Raw genomic sequence first — 19,704 nt, forward strand, 5'->3', positions numbered from 1 at the left:
CGAAGCCTGGTGAAACACCCGCGGCCAACACTTCCTCTGCAGTTGCCCACGGCACGGGAGGACGATTGTGCTGAACGCCGGAGACACCGCCTGGGTGCTGATCAGCGCCGCGCTGGTCATGCTCATGACCCCAGGCCTCGCGTTCTTTTACGGCGGCATGGTCCGCGCGAAGAGCGTTTTGAACATGTTGATGATGAACTTCATCGCACTCGCGATAGTCGGGGTGCTGTGGGTGCTCTTCGGGTTCTCGCTGTCCTTCGGCGACGACGCTTTCGGCGGCCTGGTCGGGAACTTCGACTACGCCGGCCTGACGGACGCGTTCGGCAAGCTCGTCGGCCTCGCCAGCGCGGGCCCGCCCGCCGTCCCGTGGCCCGGCCCGGACGCGTTGCCGCTGCTCGCGTTCTGCATGTTCCAGCTGATGTTCGCGATCATCACCCCGGCGCTCATTTCCGGAGCCATCGCGGATCGCGCGAAGTTCTGGGGCTGGACGCTTTTCGTGACGATCTGGGTCATTGTCGTGTATTTCCCGGTCGCGCACTGGGTGTTCTCGTTCGACGGATTCACCGGCAAGGATTCGGTGGGCGGCTGGATCGCCAACCAGCTCAAGGCGCTCGACTTCGCGGGCGGCACGGCGGTGCACATCAACGCGGGCGCCGCGGGTCTCGCCCTCGCGCTGGTGCTCGGCAAGCGCAAGGGCTGGCCGAAGGACACCGGCCGTCCGCACAACGTCCCGTTCGTCCTGCTCGGCGCGTCGCTGCTGTGGTTCGGCTGGTACGGCTTCAACGCCGGTTCCGCGCTCGGCGCCAACGACCTCGCGGGCGTCGCGTTCACCAACACCACCGTCGCGACCGCGGCCGCGGTGCTCGGCTGGCTCGTCGTGGAACAGCTGAAGTTCGGCAAGCCGACCACGCTCGGCGCGGCGTCCGGCGCGGTCGCCGGGCTGGTCGCGATCACCCCCGCCTGCGGTTTCGTGAGCCCGCTCGGCTCGATCGCGATCGGCGTGATCGCCGGGGTGCTGTGCGCGCTCGCCATCTCGCTGAAATTCCGCTTCGGCTTCGACGACTCCCTCGACGTCGTCGGCGTGCACCTCGTCGGCGGTCTCGTCGGCACCGTGCTGATCGGGTTCTTCGCCACCAAGAGCGTGAACCCGGCGGGCGCGGACGGCCTGTTCTACGGCGGCGGCTTCAAACAGCTGGGCATCCAGGTGGTCGCCGCGCTTGCGGTGCTGGGCTACTCGTTCATCATGACCTTGATCATCGGCTTCGCGATCAAGAAGGCGGGCGGGTTCCGCGTCAGCACCGAACACGAGGTCAGCGGCATCGACGAGGGCCAGCACGCGGAGAGCGCCTACGACTTCACCGGCATGGGCGGCCTCGGCCACTCGGCGACGTTCCCGGCCAAGCCCGCCACGAAACTCGAGGAGACCAAGGCATGAAGCTCATCACCGCGATCGTCAAGCCGTTCACGCTCGACGACGTCCGCTCCTCGCTGGAGCAGCTGGGCGTGCTCGGGATGACGGTGAGCGAGGTCCAGGGCTACGGCAGGCAGAAGGGCCACACCGAGGTCTACCGGGGGGCCGAGTACTCGGTGGATTTCGTGGCCAAGCTGAAGATCGAGGTCGTGGTGGACGACGTCGTGGTCGAGAAGGTCCTCGACGCGGTCACCACCGCCGCGCACACCGGGAAGATCGGCGACGGGAAGGTCTGGGTGACGCCGGTGGAGACGGTCATCCGGGTCCGCACCGGCGAACGCGGCACGGACGCGCTGTAGCCGATGACCGACGGGGGCGAACTCGCCCGAGCCACTGCGCTGCTGCTCGAAGGACGGCACGGAGCGCCCGCGCTGCGGAACTCCCTGGTCGATCTCTACGAGTTCTGGCTCGGGAAAGGAGCGACGGCGGCCGGCGTCGACACCGCGGACCCAGGTGTCGCGCTGGTCGCCGTAGGGGGGTTGGGGCGGCGCGAGCTCGTGCCGTACTCCGATCTCGATTTGGTCTTGCTGCACAACGGAAACAACCAGGTCGGGGAGATCGCCGACGCGCTGTGGTACCCGTTGTGGGACGCGCGGGTCGGCCTCGACCATTCGGTCCGCACGCCCGGCGAGGCGCTGAAAGTCGCCGCGGAGGACCTGCGTACCGCGCTCGGTCTGCTCGACGCCCGGCACCTGGCCGGAGACCCGGGCCTCACCGAACGCCTCGCGTCCGCCGCCCGCGACCAGTGGCGGCGCACCGCCCGCAAACGCTTGCCGGAGCTGGCTGAATCCGTCCACGGACGATGGCGGCGCAGCGGCGAGATCGCCCAATCCGCCGAGCCGGACTTGAAACACGGCCGCGGCGGCCTTCGCGACTTCGGCGTGCTGGAAGCCCTCGCGGCCGGACAGCTCACCGCGCGACCGGGCGAAGAACTGTTGGCAGCCAAGCAACTCCTGCTCGACGTCCGCACCGAACTCCGCCGCGAAGCACGTCGCGAACGAGACATCCTCAGCGCGGCCGACGCCGACGTCGTAGCGCACGAACTGGAGCTGGGCGACCGATTCGCCTTGGCGCGCAAGCTTTCCGGCGCGGGCCGAACCATCGCGTACGCCGTCGATGTCGCTCTTCGGTCCACTGTGGAGCAACCGCGTCCACTCTTCGGCCGACGCCCGGTTCGCCGCCCGCTGGCGGAGGGCGTCGTACTGCACGGCGACGAGGTCGCGCTGGCCCGAGACGCACTCCCCGCCCGGGACCCCGCGCTTCTGCTCCGTGCCGCAGCGGCCTCGGCTCGGACCGGAAAACCCATCTCACCAGGCACGTTGCGCACCCTCGCGGAGTCCGCCCCGGAACTGCGCGAACCATGGCCGGACGACGCCCGCAACGCCCTCGTCGAACTGCTGGGCGCGGGGGAGGGACTGGTCGACGCGGTCGAAGCCCTCGACCGCACCGGTCTGTGGGCCCGGCTGTTCCCGGAGTGGGGCGCCGTGCGCGACCTGCCGCCGCGGTCGCCAGTGCACCAATGGACCGTCGACCGGCACCTCGTCCAGGCGTGCGTCGAAGCAGCGAAACTGACCACCACCGTGTCGCGGCCGGACCTGCTGCTGATCGGCGCGTTGCTGCACGACATCGGCAAGGGCCGCGACGCCGACCACTCCGAACTGGGCGCGAAGATCTCCGCCTCGGTAGCGCAACGCCTGGGCCTGCCGCCCGCGGACGTCGCGACGGTCTCCGCGATGGTCCGCCACCACCTGCTGCTGCCGCACACCGCGACCAGACGCGACATCGGCGATCCCGCGACCATCTCGCGCGTGGTGAAAACCCTGGACCGCGACGTCGTCCTGCTGGAACTCCTGCACGCCCTCACCCGCGCCGATTCGCTGGCCACCGGACCCGGCGTCTGGACCGACTGGAAGGACCGCCTGCTCGCCGAGCTGGTCAGCGGCTGCGAGGAAGCCGTGCACGGCAAGGGTTTCACGCCGCCGGAGCCCTTGGACGACGACCAACGCGAGCTGGTCGCCGAAGCCACCCGGACCGGCGTCGGCCAAATCCGGATCTCCGCACACGGCAAGGTCGTCACGGTGCTGCTGGCCGTCCCTGCGGACCGCGAACTGCTCGCTCCCGCGGCCGGCGTGCTGGCGCTGAACTCCCTGGAAGTCCACTCGGCGGTCCTGCGCGAGCATCACGGCCGGGCGGGCGTGTTCACCGCGTCGCCGAAGTTCGGATCGCTGCCGGATCCCGCGCTGCTGCGGGAACAGTTCGCCCGCGCGGTCGCCGGGACGATGCCGCTCACCCAGCGGCTGGCCGCGAAGGAACGCGACTACGCGACCGCGTCGCCGGTCGTGGTCAAGCCGGTGGTGCGCTGGTTCGACGACGAAACGAGCGGTCCCGACGCCGTCGTGCTGGAACTGCGCGCCGCCGACCGGATCGGCCTGCTGTTCCGCGTGGCGAGCGCCCTGCGCCGCGCGGAGGCCGACGTCCACTGGGCGAAAGCCGCGACCCTGGGCGGCGCCGTCGTCGACTCGTTCGCCCTCTCGCCGCGCTCCGGCCATGTCACCCCTTCGTGGCGCACCGCGATCACCGACGCCGTCCTGGCTGCGGTCTCCTGACCGTCCGTGAAGGACTCCTTGAGGGAATCAGATTCCGTCAAGGAGCCCTTCACGGACGAATGACCAGGGCAGACCCGGCCGCATTGCGCCATCCGGGCTCACCCGTCCGGGGTGTCGGCGGCGCCGACCCCGGTTCCGATGGCAGGATGGCAGGTCCGGGCAAGGGGCGAGGTGAACGCGATGCGAGGGCACGAGAACCTGCCGGAGCTTTCGCTGCCCCCGACCGTCGTGGCCGGGCACCTCCGCACCTGCGCCGAGGAACTCTCCGCCCTGCTCCGCGGCGACGGATCCGCCGCCACCCTCGGCGAACTCTCCGAGGTGGTCACCCAGCTGGTCGCCGGGCAGCACGCGCTGTCCCACGCCCTGGCCGGTCTCGCCGGGCGCATGGACGTCCGCAACCCCGCGCTCGCCACGGTCTCGCCGTCCGAGGTCGAGGTCCTCACCGAGGTCCTGCAAGCCGCCGCCTGCGCGGTCAGCTGCTCCGCCGAGGAACTCGCCGACGCCGAACCGCTCTTCGAGTTCGCGAGCGACTCCGCGGGACCCGACACCCGCGTTTGAGTAGTCCTACTCAGTCCGGATTGGGGGACTTCACGCTGCCGCGCGCCCGCCCCCGGACGGCAGACTTCTCCCCAACGCCGGGCGGCCGAGGGGGAACCGCTCCGCGTGCCCGCGGCGGAAGGCCTCCTGGGGAGGTGAGCTCTTCCGCCACGGTTCCGGGGACGGCCGTGGGGAGCGGCCGCCCCGGAACTCCCGGGCCTCAGGAATCCGCGATCCGCGTCAGCAGCCCGGCCGCGAGCCGGAGCAGTTCCTGTTCGGTGGGGCTCAGCGTCCGTTCGACGGCCGCGGCCAGCCAGTTCTCCCGCGCGATCGAGTAGGTGCGCAGTTCCCGCAGCCCGGCCGGGGTGATCTCGATCAGCGACCGCCGCCCGTCCGCCGGGTCCGGGGTGCGCGTGATCCACTCGCGTTCGGCCAGCGAGGCCAGGATCCGCGTCAGCGACTGCGGATGGATCCGCTCGGCCTCGGCCAGCTCGCCCGGCGTGTGCGTGCCGCCGCGGTACAGCCGCGACAGCACCGCCAGCACGGCCGGTCCCGGGGCGGGCGAGCCCGCCTCGGAGCGCATCCGCCAGTTCAGCCGCCCGACGCCCTCGCGCACCGTCCGGGCCAGCGTCGCCAGCTCGTCGGCCCGGTGCGCGTCGGGTTCGGTCTCCATGCGGCCACATTAGGCGGTTTCTCCCCGCACCAGCGCGGCATACCTGCCGCCGGAGGCGAGCAGCTCCGCGTGCGTTCCCCGTTCGACGATCCGTCCCGTGTCCAGCACCGCGATCTGATCCGCGTGCTCCACAGTGGACAGCCGGTGCGCGATCGCGATCGTCGTGCGGCCCGCGGCGAGCCGGTCCAGTTCCGCCTGCACCGCGCGTTCCGTGCGGTTGTCCAGCGAGCTCGTCGCCTCGTCCAGGATCAGCACCGGCGGATTGCGCAGCAGGATCCGCGCGATCGCCATCCGCTGCTTCTCCCCGCCGGAAAACCGGTAGCCGCGTTCCCCGACGACGGTGTCGTATCCCTCCGGCAGTGCGGCCAGCGTGTCGTGGATGTGCGCGGCCTTCGCGGCGTTCTCCAGCTCCTCGTCGGTGGCGTCCGGTTTCGCGAACCGCAGGTTCTCCCGCACCGACGCGTGGAACAGATACGTCTCCTGCGACACCAGCCCGACCCCGGCGGCCAGCGACGCGAGCGTGACATCCCGGACATCCGTCCCGTCCACGCACACCTTTCCCTCGGTCACCTCGTACAACCGGGCGACCAGGTAGGCGAGCGTCGTCTTCCCCGAACCCGTCGACCCGACCAACGCCGTCGTCGTCCCCGCGGGCACGTCGAGATCGATATCGCGCAACGTCCACGGCCCCTCGTCGTCGTAGCGGAACGAGACTCCGCGCATCGAGACCGCCCCGCCGCTCGGATGCAGTGTCCGCGCGCCCTGCCGGTCGTCGATCTCCACCGGCAGATCGAGCACCTCGAAGATCCGCCCGAACAACGCCTTCGCCGACGAGACGTTCTGGCCCACCGTCTGCATCGCTGTCGCAGGCGCGAGCAGCCGGTTCAACATACTGGTGAACGCGACGACCGTGCCCAGCGAAATCGGTGCCGCGCCCCCGGCGAGTTCCAGCCCGGCCGCCCAGTAGACCAGCGCCGGGATGATCGTCAGGCTCATCGACCGCGCCGCCCGCTGCCACCGCCCGGCCAGCGCGGCACTGCGTTCCAGCGCCGCGACCTCGCGCGATTCCGCCGCGAACCGGTCGCGCATCAGCTTCGCGTTGCCCATCGTCTTGGCCAGCAGCACGCCGGTGACCGACAGCGATTCTTCGACGATGGTGGTCAGCCGCGCCATCCGCCGGGTCCGGCCGCGGGCGAGCCTCCGCTGCTTGCCGCCAAGACGCAGCGTGAACAGCAGGAACAACGGCACGACGACCAGCGACAACAGCGCCAGCTGCCAGTCCATCACCAGGATCGCCACCGCGATCGCCAGCGCTGTCGTGCCGTTCTGCACGATCGACGCGGCGGTCCCGGTGACGACGTTGTCCACGCCGCCGATGTCGTTGAACACCCGCGACAGCACCTCGCCGGTCTTGGTCCGGGTGTAGAAGCCCAGCGACATCCGCTGCAGATGGCTGTACACCGCGACCCGCAGCTCGTTCATCACCCGCTGGCCGATGGTGTTGGACAGCCCGGTGGTCCGCACGCTCAGCGCGCCGGACCCGAGCGCGGCGGCGATCATCCCGGCCGCCAGCAGGCTGACCAGCAGGACGTCGCGGTGCGGCAGCGCGTCGTCCAGCATCTCGCGCAGCAGGAACGGCGAGGTGACGCCCAGCCCGGCCTGCACGACCAGCAGCGCGCACAGCCCGGCCAGCGCCCGCCGGTGCGGCCGGAAGAGGCCCGCGATGCGGCGGAACGGGACCTGGTCGTCCTCGTCCCCTGCCGGTTCGGCGAGCGTCGGACGCCGGGCCGTAGCTGATGTCATACGCCTATGTTTACTTAATTCCCGACGCTGGTCGAGCGGTTTTCGCGTGGTTGAGCTGTTGTCGTGGGGACAATTAATACGCGCATGCGTAGTACCCTTCCCGTACCCGTGAAGGCCGGGTGGCCGGGGCGGCTACCCTCGGAAGATGCCGGGGGTGCCGAGCACCGCCCGGCACGCGAACTTTCGACCCAGCTGGAGCGTGCACCCCCGTGTTCGACACCCTCTCCGATCGGCTCACCTCGGCCCTGCAGTCGCTCTCGCGCAAGGGCCGGCTGTCCGACGCCGACATCGACGCCACCGCGCGCGAGATCCGCATCGCGCTGCTGGAAGCGGACGTCGCGCTCCCGGTGGTCAAGGCGTTCATCGCGAAGATCAAGGACCGCGCGAAGGGCGCCGAGGTCTCGCAGGCGCTGAACCCGGCGCAGCAGGTCGTGAAGATCGTCAACGAGGAGCTCGTCGGCATCCTCGGCGGCGAGACGCGGCGGCTGAACCTGGCGAAGAACCCGCCGTCGGTGATCATGCTCGCGGGTCTCCAGGGCGCTGGTAAGACGACGCTCGCCGGCAAGCTGGCGATGTGGCTGAAGAAGCAGGGCCACGCGCCGATGCTGGTCGCCTGTGACCTCCAGCGGCCGAACGCGGTCACCCAGCTGCAGGTCGTCGGCGAGCGAGCCGGTGTCGTCACGTTCGCGCCGGAGCCGGGCAACGGCGTCGGCGACCCGGTCGACGTCGCCCGCCGCGCGATCGAAGAGGCCAAGCACGCGCAGCACGACATCGTCGTGGTCGACACCGCGGGTCGCCTCGGTGTCGACGAAGAGCTGATGAAGCAGGCCGCGGACATCCGCGAGGCCGTGCAGCCGGACGAAGTCCTGTTCGTGGTCGACGCCATGATCGGTCAGGACGCGGTCACCACGGCCGAGGCGTTCCGCGACGGCGTCGGCTTCACCGGCGTGGTGCTCACGAAGCTCGACGGCGACGCCCGCGGTGGCGCCGCGCTGTCCGTCCGCGAGGTCACCGGCCAGCCGATCCTCTTCGCGTCCAACGGCGAGAAGCTCGAAGACTTCGACACGTTCCACCCGGACCGGATGGCCTCGCGCATCCTGGGCATGGGCGACGTGCTGACCCTGATCGAGCAGGCCGAACAGCACTTCGACCAGGAACAGGCCGAACAGGCCGCGCAGAAGCTCACCAGCGGGCAGCTCACGCTGGAGGACTTCCTCGAGCAGATGCTCGCGGTGCGCAAGATGGGCCCGATCGGCAACCTGCTCGGCATGCTGCCCGGCGCGGGCCAGATGAAAGACCAGCTCGCCGCGGTCGACGACAAGCAGCTCGACCGGCTCCAGGCGATCATCCGCGGCATGACGCCCGCCGAGCGCGCCGACCCGAAGATCATCAACGGCTCGCGCAGGCTGCGCATCGCGAACGGCTCCGGCGTGACCGTCCGCGAGGTCAACGACCTGGTCAACCGCTTCTTCGAGGCGCGCAAGATGATGGCGCAGATGGCGGGCCGGTTCGGCTTCGGCGGCGGAGGCGGCGGGAGCAAGAACCGCAAGGGCAAGAAGGGGAAGAAGGGCAAGAAGGGCCCCACGCAGCCGAGGATGCGCGGCGGGATGCCCGGCGGCATGCCGATGCTGCCCCCCGGCGGCGGAATGCCCGGCGGGATGCCGGACCTGTCGCAGCTCGGCGGCATGAACGACGTGCCCGGCTTCGACCCGTCCAAGTTCAAGCTGCCGAAGGACCCGAAGAACAATTGAGCCCGCTGCACCTGCACGGAACCGTCCTGCCCGACGGCGAACCGCGTGACCTCTGGATCCAGGACGGAAAGCTGTCCTTCGAGCCGGTTCCCGGCGCGGAAACGCTGTCCACCGGCGGATTCGTGGTCCCCGGGCTCGTCGACGCGCACTGCCACCCTGGCCTCGGCCCGAGCGGCGGACTGTCGGTGGAGGAGGCGGCGGACCAGGCCGCGACCGACCGCGACGCGGGCACCCTGCTGATCCGCGATTGCGGCCTGCCGCTGGACGTCCGCCCGCTGCAATCGCGCGCCGACCTGCCCACGATCATCCGCTGCGGACGCCACCTGGCGCTGCCGAAGCGGTACATCCCCGGCTTCGCGATCGAACTGGACGACCCGGCCCTGCTGCCGGAAGCAGTCGCCGAACAGGCCCGCGACGGCGACGGCTGGGTCAAGCTCGTCGGCGACTGGATCGACCGCGGCCAAGGCGACCTCGCGCCGCTCTGGCCGGACGACGTGCTGGCTGAAGCCATCCGCATCGCCCACGACCTCGGCGCACGCGTCACGGCGCACGTCTTCGGCGAAGCAGCGCTGCCAGGCTTGATCGGCGCGGGCATCGACTGCCTCGAGCACGGCACCGCGTTGTCGCCGGATCAGCTCGCCGAGCTCGCGCGCCGCGACGTCGCCTTGGTGCCCACGCTCATCAACATCGAGAACTTCCCGGGCATCGCGGACAAGGCAGGCAAGTACCCGACGTACGCGGCCCACATGCGCGCGCTGCACGCCGGTGTGGGCGAGATGGTGTCCTCAGCGGTCGAAGCGGGCGTACGCGTCTTCGCGGGAACGGACGCGGGCGGCATGGTCGCGCACGGCCGTATCGCCGACGAGGTCGAAGCGCTCCACCGCGCGGGCATGTCGCGTACGCAGGCTCTCGCGAGCGCTTCCTGGGAGGCGCGCGAATGGCTGGGCCACCCCGGCATCGAACACGGCGCCCCAGCGGACCTGATCGTTTACGCCGAGGACCCGCGCGCCGACCTGGCCGCCCTGCACCACCCGACCCACATTGTCTTGGGCGGCACGGTCTTCCACTGACCACCCCAATGTGGCATTGGTTGCGCTGAACGCACCCAATGTGGCGTTCGTTGCATGCGATACCCGTCGGGGCACGAGGTGGCCCAGTGGCCTTCCCGCTCCGCAGAAGTCCGTGAGGGTCGCCTTGAGGGAATCAGATTCCCTCAAGGCGACCCTCACGGACCTCGCGTCCGCGCCGGGGCGAGGGGCAGTCCGGTCGAGGAGCGCGAGACGACCCCGCCTCGATGCGCCACGCCCCAGCCACATAGCGTGAACCCGTGGCCGAAGACGGTGGGGGAAAGCGAATCCTGGGCGCCCATTGGGCTTTCGCCGCGTTCTTCTTCGGAGTAGCCGGCTACTACCTCGTCACCCTCCTCACCGCCGCCGCGTTCAACCGGCACGTCGGCGACGACGATCCGGTCGAGGCGTACGCGGGACCGTTGCTGCTGCTGGCGTTCCTGCCGAACCTGGTCCTCGGCCTCGGCCCGGCGACCGCCTCGCTGCGGTACGGCTCCGGCCTCGAACGCGACTTCGGGCTCCGCACCCGGGGCCGCGACCTCCGCATCGGCCTTGCCTGCGGCCTGCTCGCGCTCGTCGTCGGCTTCGTGCTGAACGCCGCCGAAATCGCGGTCTTCGGCGGCGACGAGGTGTCCGACAGCCCGCTCACCGACCTGCCCGACGTGTCCGGCGGCAGCCCGGTCTGGCTGATCGCGACCGCTCTGGTGCTGGTGGTCGCCGTCCCGCTCACCGAGGAACTGCTGCTGCGCGGGGCGCTGTGGAACGCCCTGCTGCACTACCGGATCCCGCCGTGGGTGGTGCTCGTGCTCACCTCGTTGGTGTTCGCGCTGCTGCACGGCGAGACCACGCGCACGATCGCGCTGTTCGGCCAGGGCCTCGTCCTCGGGCTGGCGCGGCATTTTTCCGGCCGGACCTCGGCGAGCGTGCTCGCGCACGCGGCGAACAACCTGCCGCCCGCCGTCCTTCTCTTCACCGGGCATTGAGGGAAACCGGTGACCGGCCGAGTACTGTGCGAAACCATTTCGGCCGCTAGGCTCGACCGGTGAGCAGAGCGAGCACGGGGAGGCGGGCGTGACCACATCACAGCCCCGTGAACCTTTCTCCCGCGCGCTCTCCCCGGAGGACTTGGTGGCCGAACCGACCGCGTTCCCGGCGCATCGCTGGGGATTCGGGGCGTTCCTGCTGGTCGAGGCGGTGCTGCTGGCGTCGGCCGCGTTCATCGGCGCGCTCGCCGGCCCCACGGCTCCGGGCAAGCCGCTCCCGATCGGCACGGTGCTGCTCGGCACGATGCTGCCCACCATGATCGCCGCGGGCGTCGCGGTGCTGATCACCGTCGTGCGCGGCAACGGCCCGAAGCTCGACCTGCGGCTCGAATGGCGCTGGGCGGACGTCTGGACCGGGCTCAAATTCGGCATGCTCGGCCTCGTGCTCACCTCGCTGAGCGCCTACGTGTGGACCCAGCTGGTCGGCACGGCGGACGCGACGTCGGCGATCAGCGCGCTGGTCGACGACCGCAAGATGTCCGTGCCCGCCGCCGCGGTGATGTTCGGCTACCTCTGGCTGCTCGGGCCGATCTGCGAGGAGATCATCTACCGCGGCCTGCTCTGGGGCGCGGTCGAGCGGCTGCAGTGGCGCAGCGAGCGCTGGGGCCGGGTCGCCGCGTTCCTGCTGTCCACCGCGGTCTTCGCGGCCAGCCACCTGGAACCGCTGCGCACCACGCTGCTGCTGGTGATCTCCATCCCGATCGGGCTGGCCCGGCTGTCCACCGGACGGCTGGCGGGCAGCATCGTCGCGCACGCGGTCAACAACTTCCTGCCCGCCGTCGCGATCCTGCTCGGCGCGCTCGGCCTCGCGTCCTTCTGAGGCCCCTGCGCAGGCACAACGACGGCATCTGGCAGAATGTTCGCTTGCCCGCTTCCGCCGGACCCTCTCGCCGTGTGGAAGCTCCTGACCTCCGGGCGTCGCGAGCCTGTCCCCACGGGTTTCGCGCGCGCCCTGCACCACACAGCACTGAGGAGTACCCACACCCGTGGCCGTCAAGATCAAGCTGCAGCGCCTCGGCAAGATCCGTGCGCCGTACTACCGCATCATCATCGCCGACGCGCGCACCCGCCGGGACGGCAAGGCCATCGAGACGATCGGCAAGTACCACCCCAAGGAAGAGCCGAGCTTCATCGAGGTCGACACCGAGCGGGCGCAGTACTGGCTGGGCGTCGGCGCGCAGCCGACCGAGCCGGTCCAGCGCATCCTCGAGATCACCGGCGACTGGCAGAAGTTCAAGGGCCTGCCGGGAGCCGAGGGCACCCTGAAGGTGGCCGAGCCGAAGCCGTCCAAGCAGGACCTGTTCAACGCGGCGCTGGCCGCGGCGGGCGAGGAGCCCTCCACCGAGGCCGTCACGCCGAAGAAGAAGTCGGCCCCGAAGAAGGCCGAAGCCGACAAGGCCGAGGCTGCCGAGGGCGAGAAGTCCGAGTGAGCTTCCTCGCCGACTCCCTCGAGCACCTGGTGCGCGGGATCGTCGACAACCCGGACGAGGTCCGGGTCGAGCTGCTGACCACGCGTCGTGGCCGCACGCTCGAGGTGCACGTCCACCCCGACGATCTCGGCAAGGTGATCGGCCGGGGCGGGCGCACCGCGACCGCTCTGCGCACCGTGATGGGCGGCATCGGCGGCCGAGGCGTCCGCGTGGACGTCGTCGACACCGATCGCTGACCCGGATTCTCGGAAACGGTCAGGTATGGACGTCGTAGTCGGCCGTATCGCGAAGGCGCACGGCATCCGCGGCGAGCTCGCGGTCGACGTGCGCACGGATTCGCCGCAGGAGCGGTTCGCGATCGGTGCGGTCGTCACGACGAAGCTGCGCGACGGCAGCACGAGAGAACTCACCATCGCAGCCGCCCGCGAACACAGCGGGCGGCTGCTGGTGCGTTTCGAGGAAGTGCTCACGCGCGACGTCGCGGAAACCCTGCGCGGCGCCCTGCTGCTGGCGGACACCGATTCGCTGCCGCCCACCGGCGACCCGGACGAGTTCTACGACCACGAGCTGGCCGGGCTTCGCGCGGAACTCGCCGACGGGACGGCCGTGGGCAAGGTCGTCGAGGTGGTCCACTCGCCGGCCGGGGAATTGCTCGAACTCGATCATGACGGACGCTCGGTCTTGGTACCTTTCGTCCGCGCCATCGTTCCGGTGGTGGACGTCGCGGGGGGCCGGGTCGTGCTCGATCCGCCCGAAGGCCTCCTCGACGCTGACTGAGGGGGAGTTCGTGAAGTTCTGGACGAAGGCTGTCTTCGCAGCCGTTTTGGCCACCGCTTTCGCCGCGCCGCCCGCGCAGGCCGCTTCGCCGGTGTACGGCGACTTCTCGATGATGTTCCAGCGCAGCGCCGGACAGTACGCGCCGCCGGGGGAGAAGGCGTTCCAATGGGCGTGGTCGCCGCAGTCGGCCACCGAATCGCAGATCACCTGGGGCGACCCGGTCGCGTGGCCGCCCGCGACCGCCGAGCACTTCGTCCGCTCCGGCGACTGGGTGCTGATCGACGGCTGGGACGGCAACGGCACGTACTACACGGAGCGGGTCACCGAAGAACTCGCGTGCACCGGTTCCACCTGCACGCCGATCCCGTCCGACGGCGGCCGCCAGCACTACGTGCGCTGGACCGTGCCGTCCACCGACTACCGGCTCGTCGCGCGCGGCACGATCACCGAGAAGAGCTCGGGCAAGGTCGTCCACTTCGAGCACCTGCAGACGTGGGGCGCGCCCGCTCCGTGCTCGAACGCCCGCTTCGGGGCGCGCACCTGCGTCACGCAGACCGAGACGTGGTCGGACGACAACGGGCTGCCCGCCGGGTCGCCGATCCGCAAGACCCTGCACCGCAGCATCAAGATCGCGAAGGGGCTGGGCATGGCCTTCGCGATCGACCAGGACGTCCCGAGCCCGTGGCACGCCCAGGCCACCGAGTACTGGAACTGGTAACCGCTTGCGCATCGACGTCGTCACCATTTTCCCCGAGTACCTCGACCCGCTGCGCGCGGCGCTGCTGGGCCGGGCGATCGACCGCGGCCTCATCGAGGTCGGCGTGCACGACCTGCGCGACTGGACCCACGACGTGCACCGCGCGGTGGACGACGCGCCGTACGGCGGCGGCCCCGGCATGGTCATGAAGCCGCAGATCTGGGGCCCGGCGCTGGACGACGTGTGCGGCGAGGGGACCCGGCTCGTGGTCCCGACCCCGGCGGGCAAGCCGTTCACCCAGGAGCTGGCGCACGCCTACGCTGAGGAAAAGCACCTGGTGTTCGCCTGCGGCCGGTACGAGGGCATCGACCAGCGGGTCGTCGACGACGCGGCCCGCCGGATGCCGGTGGACGAGGTCTCCATCGGCGACTACGTGCTGGTCGGCGGCGAGGCCGCGGTGCTGGTGATCGTCGAGGCCGTGGTCCGGCTGCTGCCGGGCGTGCTCGGCAACGCGCGCTCGGCGGCCGAGGACTCGTTCTCCGACGGCCTGCTCGAAGGCCCCAGCTACACCCGCCCGGAAGTGTGGCGCGACCTGGCGGTGCCGGACGTGCTGCGCTCGGGCAACCACGCGCTCATCGACCGCTGGCGGCGCGACCAGGCGCTGGCTCGCACCGCCCAGCGGCGGCCGGATCTCCTGGACCGGCTGCCCGAGGGCAGCCTGGACAAGCGGGACCGCGAGGTCCTCGAAGGGCTGGACGACCAGCCCGGATAGGCCCCGTGCGAGGTCTCCGGGGGCCTCTGCCATAATGGATTAGTTGGCGTGACGCGTGGTGCTTTACATGCGCTCACAGCGGCGGTTCAGTCGCGATGCCAACCGTGAATGCCATCAGCCCCGGGCTAGTCGCAGTGATCCGCTGCGCGCTCGAGCTGTACGTAAGCCACACGAATACGAGGACGGACCACCGATGAACACCCTGGACGCGCTGGACGCGCAGTCACTGCGTTCCGACATCCCGGACTTCCGCCCCGGCGACACGCTCAAGGTGCACGTCCGCGTCATCGAGGGCAACCGCGAGCGCAACCAGGTCTTCCAGGGCGTCGTGATCCGCCGTCAGGGCGGCGGCATCCGGGAGACCTTCACCGTGCGCAAGGTTTCGTTCGGCGTGGGCGTCGAGCGCACCTTCCCGGTGCACTCGCCGAACCTGGCCGAGGTCGAGGTCTTCAAGCGCGGCGACGTCCGCCGGGCGAAGCTGTACTACCTGCGCGAGCTGCGCGGCAAGAAGGCCAAGATCAAGGAGCGCCGCGAGAACCGCGAGACCACCTCCGCCTCCTGAGTGACGAGCCGGTTACCGGTAGCCTGGCGACGTGGTCGAACCTGTGTCGCGGAACGCCGATGAGGACGGCCCCGAACGCCCGGAGGAGGACCAGGAACGGTCCGGCGGGCGTCGGGGGTCGCACCGGCGGGGCAAGTCCTCGAAAAAGCGGTCGTTCTGGAAGGAACTGCCGATCCTGATCGTGATCGCCCTGGTGCTCACGATCCTGATCCAGGCGTTCCTCGCCAAGGTCTACATGATCCCGTCGGGGTCCATGGAGTCCACGCTGCACGGCTGCCCGAGCTGCACCGGCGACCGGATCCTGGTCGACCGCGTCACCTACGACTTCACCGACCCCTCCCCGGGGGACGTGATCGTGTTCAAGGGCCCGCCCGCGTGGACCGAGAACGAGATCGCGCCGCAGGAGTCGAGCAACATCGTCGTGCGCGCGCTGCGCGGTCTCGGCTCGCTGGTCGGCTTCGCGCCGCCGGACGAGCGGGACTTCGTCAAGCGCGTCATCGCCACCGGCGGCCAGACCGTCCAGTGCTGCGACGACCGCAACCGGGTGATCGTGGACGGCAAGGCCCTCGACGAGCCCTACATCCACTGGGAAGACGACAACCACCGCGTGCAGGAGTCGTTCGCCCCAGTGAAGGTCCCGCAGGGCGCGCTCTGGGTGATGGGCGACAACCGCAACAACTCCGCCGACTCGCGTTATCAGGGCGGCGGCGGGCCCAACGGCGCGGTTCCGGTCGACGACGTCATCGGCAAGGCCCGCATCATCGTGCTGCCGCCGAGCCGCTGGGGCGGGATCTCGGACCACAATCCGCAGCAGAACGCCCAGCCGGTCGCGCTCGGCGCGCCCGCGTGGCAGCAAGGGCTGCCGCTCGGCATCGGTTTCGCCACCGCGGTGCCGACGCTCTTCGTCGGACGCCGGTTGAAGGCAGGCCTCCGCAAGGCGGCCGGCCGGAGACGCTGAGCGGTGCGCTCCGTCGTCCGCGACTCCCGGGTGGTGTTTCGGTGACTCTCCCTCCTCCCCGCACTCCGGCGGAACCGCTGCGCCCGCCCCGTGCCGTGGTGCGCGGCGAGCTGTTCTGGGGTCTGCAAGGCGCACTCGAACGACGCGGCCTCGGCCCGGTCGCCGGCGTGGACGAAGCCGGCGCCGGAGCCTGCGCGGGCCCGCTCGTGGTGGCTTCCTGCGTGCTCCGTCCCGGCGACGGCGCGCGCCTGCCCGAGCTGACCGATTCGAAGATGCTCACCGCGAAGGCCCGGGACCGGGTTTACGACCGGGTCCTGCAACGCGCCCTCGACTACTCGGTGATCGTCATCCCCTCCGAGCAGGTGGACCTGCTCGGCATCCGGGTGATGAACCTGGAAGGCATGCGCCGCGCCGTCGCCGGACTGCGCACGCATCCCGGGTACGTCCTCACCGACGGCTTCCCGGTCCCCGGCATTCCCGCGCCGAATGTCGCGGTGATCAAGGGAGACCGCAGCGTCGCGAGCATCGCGGCGGCGTCGGTCCTGGCGAAGGTGACGAGGGACCGGATCATGGCCGGCCTGCACGAAGAGTTGCCGGCGTACGGCTTCGACGTGCACAAGGGCTACAGCACCTCGGACCATCTGGCTGCGCTGAGTGAGCACGGCCCGAGCCCGGCGCACCGCTGGTCCTACACGAATGTCGCCACTGTCGCCCTCGCACACGGACTCACTGCCCCGCATCCGGTCGTGCTCACCTACGCTGCACTGGAGAATGCCCTGGAAAAAGCGGGCGGGCCGGTCCGTGCCCCGGGCCGCTCGGTGGGTAAGAATGAACGCTCCGCCGCCGGAGCAGGACGAATGCGAGGAGGGGCGCGGATTTCATGAGCGCAGAGGATCTCGAGAAGTACGAGACCGAGATGGAGCTCTCGCTGTACCGCGAGTACCGCGACATAGTGGGCCAGTTCTCGTACGTGGTGGAGACCGAGCGGCGGTTCTACCTGGCCAACGCGGTGGACGTCCAGGTCCGCGACGGCGGGGGCGAGGTGTACTTCGAGGTGCGGATGTCGGACGCCTGGGTGTGGGACATGTACCGCCCCGCCCGGTTCGTGAAGCACGTCCGGGTCATCACCTTCAAGGACGTCAACGTCGAAGAACTGGACAAGCCCGACCTGCGGCTCCCCGAGGACGGTCCGTTCTCGGGCTGACCCCCGCTTTTCTCTCACCACGAGGCCACCCGGCACCTGCCCGGGTGGCCTTCGTCGTTCTCTGCCCTCACGCACACCGCACCGACAATCCGCCGGTTTTCTCGCCCGTAGACCAGCGCTTGATCCACAACCCCCGGCTTATCCACAGTTGCTCGGAATCCCCCTGGCGCAGCGTTTGATCACGCTGCGATCGTGAAAGCACACGCACCGTGATCGACGGTGCTCACGCTGTCCGAGGGGGACACCATGAACGACGGCCCGCACCCCGGCGCGGCCTGGCGACGGACGTTCGGCCGCTGGGGCGAGGACCTCGCCGCCCGGCATCTGCAGGCCGCCGGCATGGTCCTGCTCAGCCGGAACTGGCACTGCCGCGAGGGCGAACTGGATTTAGTCCTCTCCGAGGGCGACCGCGTGATCTTCTGCGAGGTCAAAACCCGCTCGAGCACCGAATACGGCACTCCCGCCGAGTCGGTTACACAGGACAAGATCGACCGCGTGCACCGAGCCGCGATGCGCTGGCTCAAGGAACATCGAGTCGGTTGGTGCCGCATTCGCTACGACGTCGTGACCGTCTACGCCCCCGACGGAGAAGAGCCGGTCGTCCGGCACCTGGTGGGTGCTTTCTGATGCCACACGCCAAAACCTGGTCCGTCGCGTTGCTCGGCATCGAAGGCCGCGTAGTGGAAATCGAAGCCGATCTAGGCGGCGGCCTGAGCCGAGTCACCCTGGTCGGCCTGCCCGACGCCGGCCTCCGCGAGGCGAAAGACCGCGTCCGCTCCGCAGTCCGCAACTCCGGCCAATCCTGGCCCGACGGCAAGATCACGCTGGCCTTGTCTCCCGCCAACCTGCCCAAAATGGGCTCCGGCTACGACCTGGGCATCGCCGCCGCAGTCCTAGCCGCCATCGGTGCCGTCCCAGCCCGAAAACTCCTGCACACAATCCTGCTGGGCGAACTGGCCTTGGACGGCCGAATCCGCCCCGTACGCGGCGTCCTCCCCGGCCTGCTGGCAGCCAAAGCCGCCGGCCACGAACGCGCCGTCGTGCCCACCGAGTCGTTGGTAGAAGCCGCCCTGGTAGACGGCCTGGAAGTCTCCGGAGTAACCCGCCTGGCAGAACTCATCGCCTGGCTCAAAGACGAAGCCGACCTGGAACCACCCGCCGCTCCCGCAGCCGCCGCCCCAGTAGAAGTCCCCGACCTGGCCGACGTAGTAGGCCAACCAGAAGCCAGATGGGCCTTGGAAGTCGCCGCAGCAGGCGGCCACCACCTCCTGCTCACCGGCCCGCCTGGCGTAGGCAAAAGCATGCTGGCCAGACGCCTCCCCGGCCTGCTGCCCGACCTCTCCCCAGCCGAGTCCCTGGAAGTAACCGCCATCCACTCAGTAGACGGCTCCCTGTCCAAGTCATCGCCCCTGGTAACAGTCCCGCCTTTCGTCGCCCCACACCACTCGATCAGCCCACCAGCCCTAATCGGCGGCGGCACCGGCTTAGCGGCTCCGGGTGCCATCAGTCGAGCCCACCGAGGCGTCCTTTTCCTAGACGAGGCCTGCGAATTCGGCAACCAACGCCTCGACTCGCTCCGCACCGTCATGGAAGAAGGCGAAGTCCGCATCGCCCGCGCGAAGGGCGTCGTCCGCTATCCCGCCCAGTTCCAACTGGTGCTGGCCACCAACCCCTGCCCCTGCGCCCCACCGCGAGAAACCGACTGCACCTGCTCAGTACCCACCCGCCGCCGCTACCTGTCGCGCCTTTCGGGCCCTCTCCTGGACCGAGTAGACCTCCGCGTCCGCCTACGCCCTCTGACTGCGATCTCCGCCCACCAATCCACCGCCCCAGAACCGTCCTCGACCGTCCGAGCCCGCGTCCTGGCCGCCCGCGAAAGAGCCAAACACCGCTGGCACGAACACGGCTGGCAGTCCAACACCGAAGTCCCAGGCCCGATCCTGCGCCGAGATTTCGCCCTGCCACCCCCCGCCACCGCGGTTTTAGACAGAGCCCTGGACCGAGGCTTGCTGACCGCCCGAGGAGCCGACAGATGCCTGCGCATCGCCTGGACGCTGGCCGACCTGGCGGCCTTGCCCCAACCCGACACCGACCACGTCACCGCGGCCCTGGACTTCCGAGAACGCAAAACCGGCTGATCCACCCCGTAGGCCGAGCCTGCCCAAGGCGAGTGCCAGGAAACTTCGGCAGGTATCAGCTCGCTTCGGTGCAGGGTCCGCCTCCGGCAAGAGGTTCTGCCGTCTGCTCAGCCGTGCCCGGCGAACAGGCCGAGTAAGCGGCCATGCGCGCTGACGTTGGCGATCCCCGGAGCTCCGCCCAGCGCTTTCTCGCCGATGTCCGGACCAGATGTCCC

The 19,704-nt window shown here is 70.0% G+C and carries 21 protein-coding genes; 19 read left to right on the forward strand and 2 right to left on the reverse strand.

Annotated features, from left to right (window positions below; translation table 11 throughout):
* The first annotated feature begins 67 nt into the window (after positions 1-67).
* From EIZ44_RS33675 to EIZ44_RS33690, 4 genes are all read left to right on the forward strand, one after another.
* Positions 68-1,435 carry an ammonium transporter gene (locus EIZ44_RS33675; protein ID WP_051728729.1) on the forward strand — a complete coding sequence of 456 codons (1,368 nt, stop codon included), beginning with the start codon at positions 68-70 and terminating at the stop codon, positions 1,433-1,435.
* Entirely contained in the window at positions 1,432-1,770 is a 339-nt protein-coding gene (locus EIZ44_RS33680) for a P-II family nitrogen regulator (RefSeq protein ID WP_043827775.1), read from the forward strand. The genes EIZ44_RS33675 and EIZ44_RS33680 overlap by 4 nt, the downstream gene beginning before the upstream one ends.
* Positions 1,771-1,773: 3 nt before the next feature.
* Positions 1,774-4,077 carry a [protein-PII] uridylyltransferase gene (locus EIZ44_RS33685; RefSeq protein WP_134733159.1) on the forward strand — a complete coding sequence of 768 codons (2,304 nt, stop codon included), beginning with the start codon at positions 1,774-1,776 and terminating at the stop codon, positions 4,075-4,077.
* 180 nt (positions 4,078-4,257) lie between these two features.
* Positions 4,258-4,635, forward strand: a complete 378-nt coding sequence (locus EIZ44_RS33690) for a hypothetical protein (protein ID WP_037810443.1) — start codon at positions 4,258-4,260, stop codon at positions 4,633-4,635.
* Positions 4,636-4,834: 199 nt separating this feature from the next.
* Here the strand turns inward: EIZ44_RS33690 and EIZ44_RS33695 are convergent, their stop codons facing one another.
* Positions 4,835-5,287 (reverse strand): MarR family winged helix-turn-helix transcriptional regulator, encoded by a 453-nt coding sequence (locus tag EIZ44_RS33695; RefSeq protein ID WP_037810262.1) that lies wholly within the window; start codon positions 5,285-5,287, stop codon positions 4,835-4,837.
* Positions 5,288-5,296: 9 nt separating this feature from the next.
* Positions 5,297-7,090: an ABC transporter ATP-binding protein gene (locus tag EIZ44_RS33700; RefSeq protein ID WP_134733161.1), complete on the reverse strand. Its 1,794-nt coding sequence runs from the start codon at positions 7,088-7,090 to the stop codon at positions 5,297-5,299.
* 209 nt (positions 7,091-7,299) lie between these two features.
* Between EIZ44_RS33700 and ffh the strand changes: the two genes are divergently transcribed.
* The 15 genes from ffh to EIZ44_RS33775 all read left to right on the forward strand — a co-directional run bounded on the left by ffh (position 7,300) and on the right by EIZ44_RS33775 (position 19,489).
* Positions 7,300-8,841: a signal recognition particle protein gene (gene ffh / locus EIZ44_RS33705; protein WP_037810264.1), complete on the forward strand. Its 1,542-nt coding sequence runs from the start codon at positions 7,300-7,302 to the stop codon at positions 8,839-8,841.
* Complete coding sequence (locus EIZ44_RS33710; RefSeq protein ID WP_134733163.1) at positions 8,838-9,911, forward strand: amidohydrolase family protein; 1,074 nt, start codon at positions 8,838-8,840, stop codon at positions 9,909-9,911. The genes ffh and EIZ44_RS33710 overlap by 4 nt, the downstream gene beginning before the upstream one ends.
* 257 nt (positions 9,912-10,168) lie before the next feature.
* Positions 10,169-10,891, forward strand: a complete 723-nt coding sequence (locus EIZ44_RS33715) for a CPBP family intramembrane glutamic endopeptidase (protein WP_043827770.1) — start codon at positions 10,169-10,171, stop codon at positions 10,889-10,891.
* Positions 10,892-10,979: 88 nt separating this feature from the next.
* On the forward strand, positions 10,980-11,771 hold the full coding sequence (locus tag EIZ44_RS33720; protein WP_037810267.1) for a CPBP family intramembrane glutamic endopeptidase: 792 nt from the start codon (positions 10,980-10,982) through the stop codon (positions 11,769-11,771).
* Positions 11,772-11,937: 166 nt separating this feature from the next.
* Positions 11,938-12,381 (forward strand): 30S ribosomal protein S16, encoded by a 444-nt coding sequence (gene rpsP / locus EIZ44_RS33725; RefSeq protein WP_037810269.1) that lies wholly within the window; start codon positions 11,938-11,940, stop codon positions 12,379-12,381.
* Complete coding sequence (locus EIZ44_RS33730) at positions 12,378-12,617, forward strand: RNA-binding protein (RefSeq protein WP_003103110.1); 240 nt, start codon at positions 12,378-12,380, stop codon at positions 12,615-12,617. The genes rpsP and EIZ44_RS33730 overlap by 4 nt, the downstream gene beginning before the upstream one ends.
* A gap of 25 nt (positions 12,618-12,642) precedes the next feature.
* On the forward strand, positions 12,643-13,158 hold the full coding sequence (gene rimM / locus EIZ44_RS33735) for a ribosome maturation factor RimM (protein WP_037810270.1): 516 nt from the start codon (positions 12,643-12,645) through the stop codon (positions 13,156-13,158).
* A 10-nt stretch (positions 13,159-13,168) separates the two neighbouring features.
* Positions 13,169-13,876 carry a hypothetical protein gene (locus tag EIZ44_RS33740; protein WP_134733165.1) on the forward strand — a complete coding sequence of 236 codons (708 nt, stop codon included), beginning with the start codon at positions 13,169-13,171 and terminating at the stop codon, positions 13,874-13,876.
* Between the two features lie 4 nt (positions 13,877-13,880).
* Entirely contained in the window at positions 13,881-14,627 is a 747-nt protein-coding gene (gene trmD, locus EIZ44_RS33745; protein ID WP_134733167.1) for a tRNA (guanosine(37)-N1)-methyltransferase TrmD, read from the forward strand.
* A gap of 193 nt (positions 14,628-14,820) precedes the next feature.
* On the forward strand, positions 14,821-15,189 hold the full coding sequence (rplS, locus tag EIZ44_RS33750) for a 50S ribosomal protein L19 (protein WP_009074470.1): 369 nt from the start codon (positions 14,821-14,823) through the stop codon (positions 15,187-15,189).
* 31 nt (positions 15,190-15,220) lie between these two features.
* Complete coding sequence (gene lepB / locus EIZ44_RS33755; protein WP_037810276.1) at positions 15,221-16,147, forward strand: signal peptidase I; 927 nt, start codon at positions 15,221-15,223, stop codon at positions 16,145-16,147.
* A 95-nt stretch (positions 16,148-16,242) separates the two neighbouring features.
* The gene (locus tag EIZ44_RS33760) at positions 16,243-17,031 is read left to right on the forward strand and encodes a ribonuclease HII (protein WP_051171578.1); all 789 of its coding nucleotides are present in this window, start codon (positions 16,243-16,245) and stop codon (positions 17,029-17,031) included.
* Entirely contained in the window at positions 17,028-17,351 is a 324-nt protein-coding gene (locus EIZ44_RS33765) for a DUF2469 domain-containing protein (RefSeq protein WP_003096226.1), read from the forward strand. The genes EIZ44_RS33760 and EIZ44_RS33765 overlap by 4 nt, the downstream gene beginning before the upstream one ends.
* A gap of 246 nt (positions 17,352-17,597) precedes the next feature.
* The gene (locus tag EIZ44_RS33770; protein WP_037810446.1) at positions 17,598-17,978 is read left to right on the forward strand and encodes a YraN family protein; all 381 of its coding nucleotides are present in this window, start codon (positions 17,598-17,600) and stop codon (positions 17,976-17,978) included.
* On the forward strand, positions 17,978-19,489 hold the full coding sequence (locus tag EIZ44_RS33775; protein ID WP_134668063.1) for a YifB family Mg chelatase-like AAA ATPase: 1,512 nt from the start codon (positions 17,978-17,980) through the stop codon (positions 19,487-19,489). Before EIZ44_RS33770 ends, EIZ44_RS33775 begins: the two co-directional genes overlap by 1 nt.
* Positions 19,490-19,704 lie beyond the last annotated feature (215 nt).

The sequence above is a fragment of the Amycolatopsis nivea genome, assembly GCF_004522235.1.
Taxonomy (GTDB): Bacteria; Actinomycetota; Actinomycetes; order Mycobacteriales; family Pseudonocardiaceae; genus Amycolatopsis; species Amycolatopsis nivea.

Coding starts and splice junctions, on each gene's coding strand:
- rimM (WP_037810270.1), top strand. CDS start 12,643: ATGGACGTCGTAGTCGGCCGTATCGCGAAGGCGCACGGCATCCGCGGC.
- EIZ44_RS33685 (WP_134733159.1), top strand. CDS start 1,774: ATGACCGACGGGGGCGAACTCGCCCGAGCCACTGCGCTGCTGCTCGAA.
- EIZ44_RS33765 (WP_003096226.1), top strand. CDS start 17,028: ATGAGCGCAGAGGATCTCGAGAAGTACGAGACCGAGATGGAGCTCTCG.
- EIZ44_RS33770 (WP_037810446.1), top strand. CDS start 17,598: ATGAACGACGGCCCGCACCCCGGCGCGGCCTGGCGACGGACGTTCGGC.
- EIZ44_RS33680 (WP_043827775.1), top strand. CDS start 1,432: ATGAAGCTCATCACCGCGATCGTCAAGCCGTTCACGCTCGACGACGTC.
- EIZ44_RS33700 (WP_134733161.1), bottom strand. CDS start 7,090: ATGACATCAGCTACGGCCCGGCGTCCGACGCTCGCCGAACCGGCAGGG.
- EIZ44_RS33775 (WP_134668063.1), top strand. CDS start 17,978: ATGCCACACGCCAAAACCTGGTCCGTCGCGTTGCTCGGCATCGAAGGC.
- rplS (WP_009074470.1), top strand. CDS start 14,821: ATGAACACCCTGGACGCGCTGGACGCGCAGTCACTGCGTTCCGACATC.
- EIZ44_RS33695 (WP_037810262.1), bottom strand. CDS start 5,287: ATGGAGACCGAACCCGACGCGCACCGGGCCGACGAGCTGGCGACGCTG.
- EIZ44_RS33690 (WP_037810443.1), top strand. CDS start 4,258: ATGCGAGGGCACGAGAACCTGCCGGAGCTTTCGCTGCCCCCGACCGTC.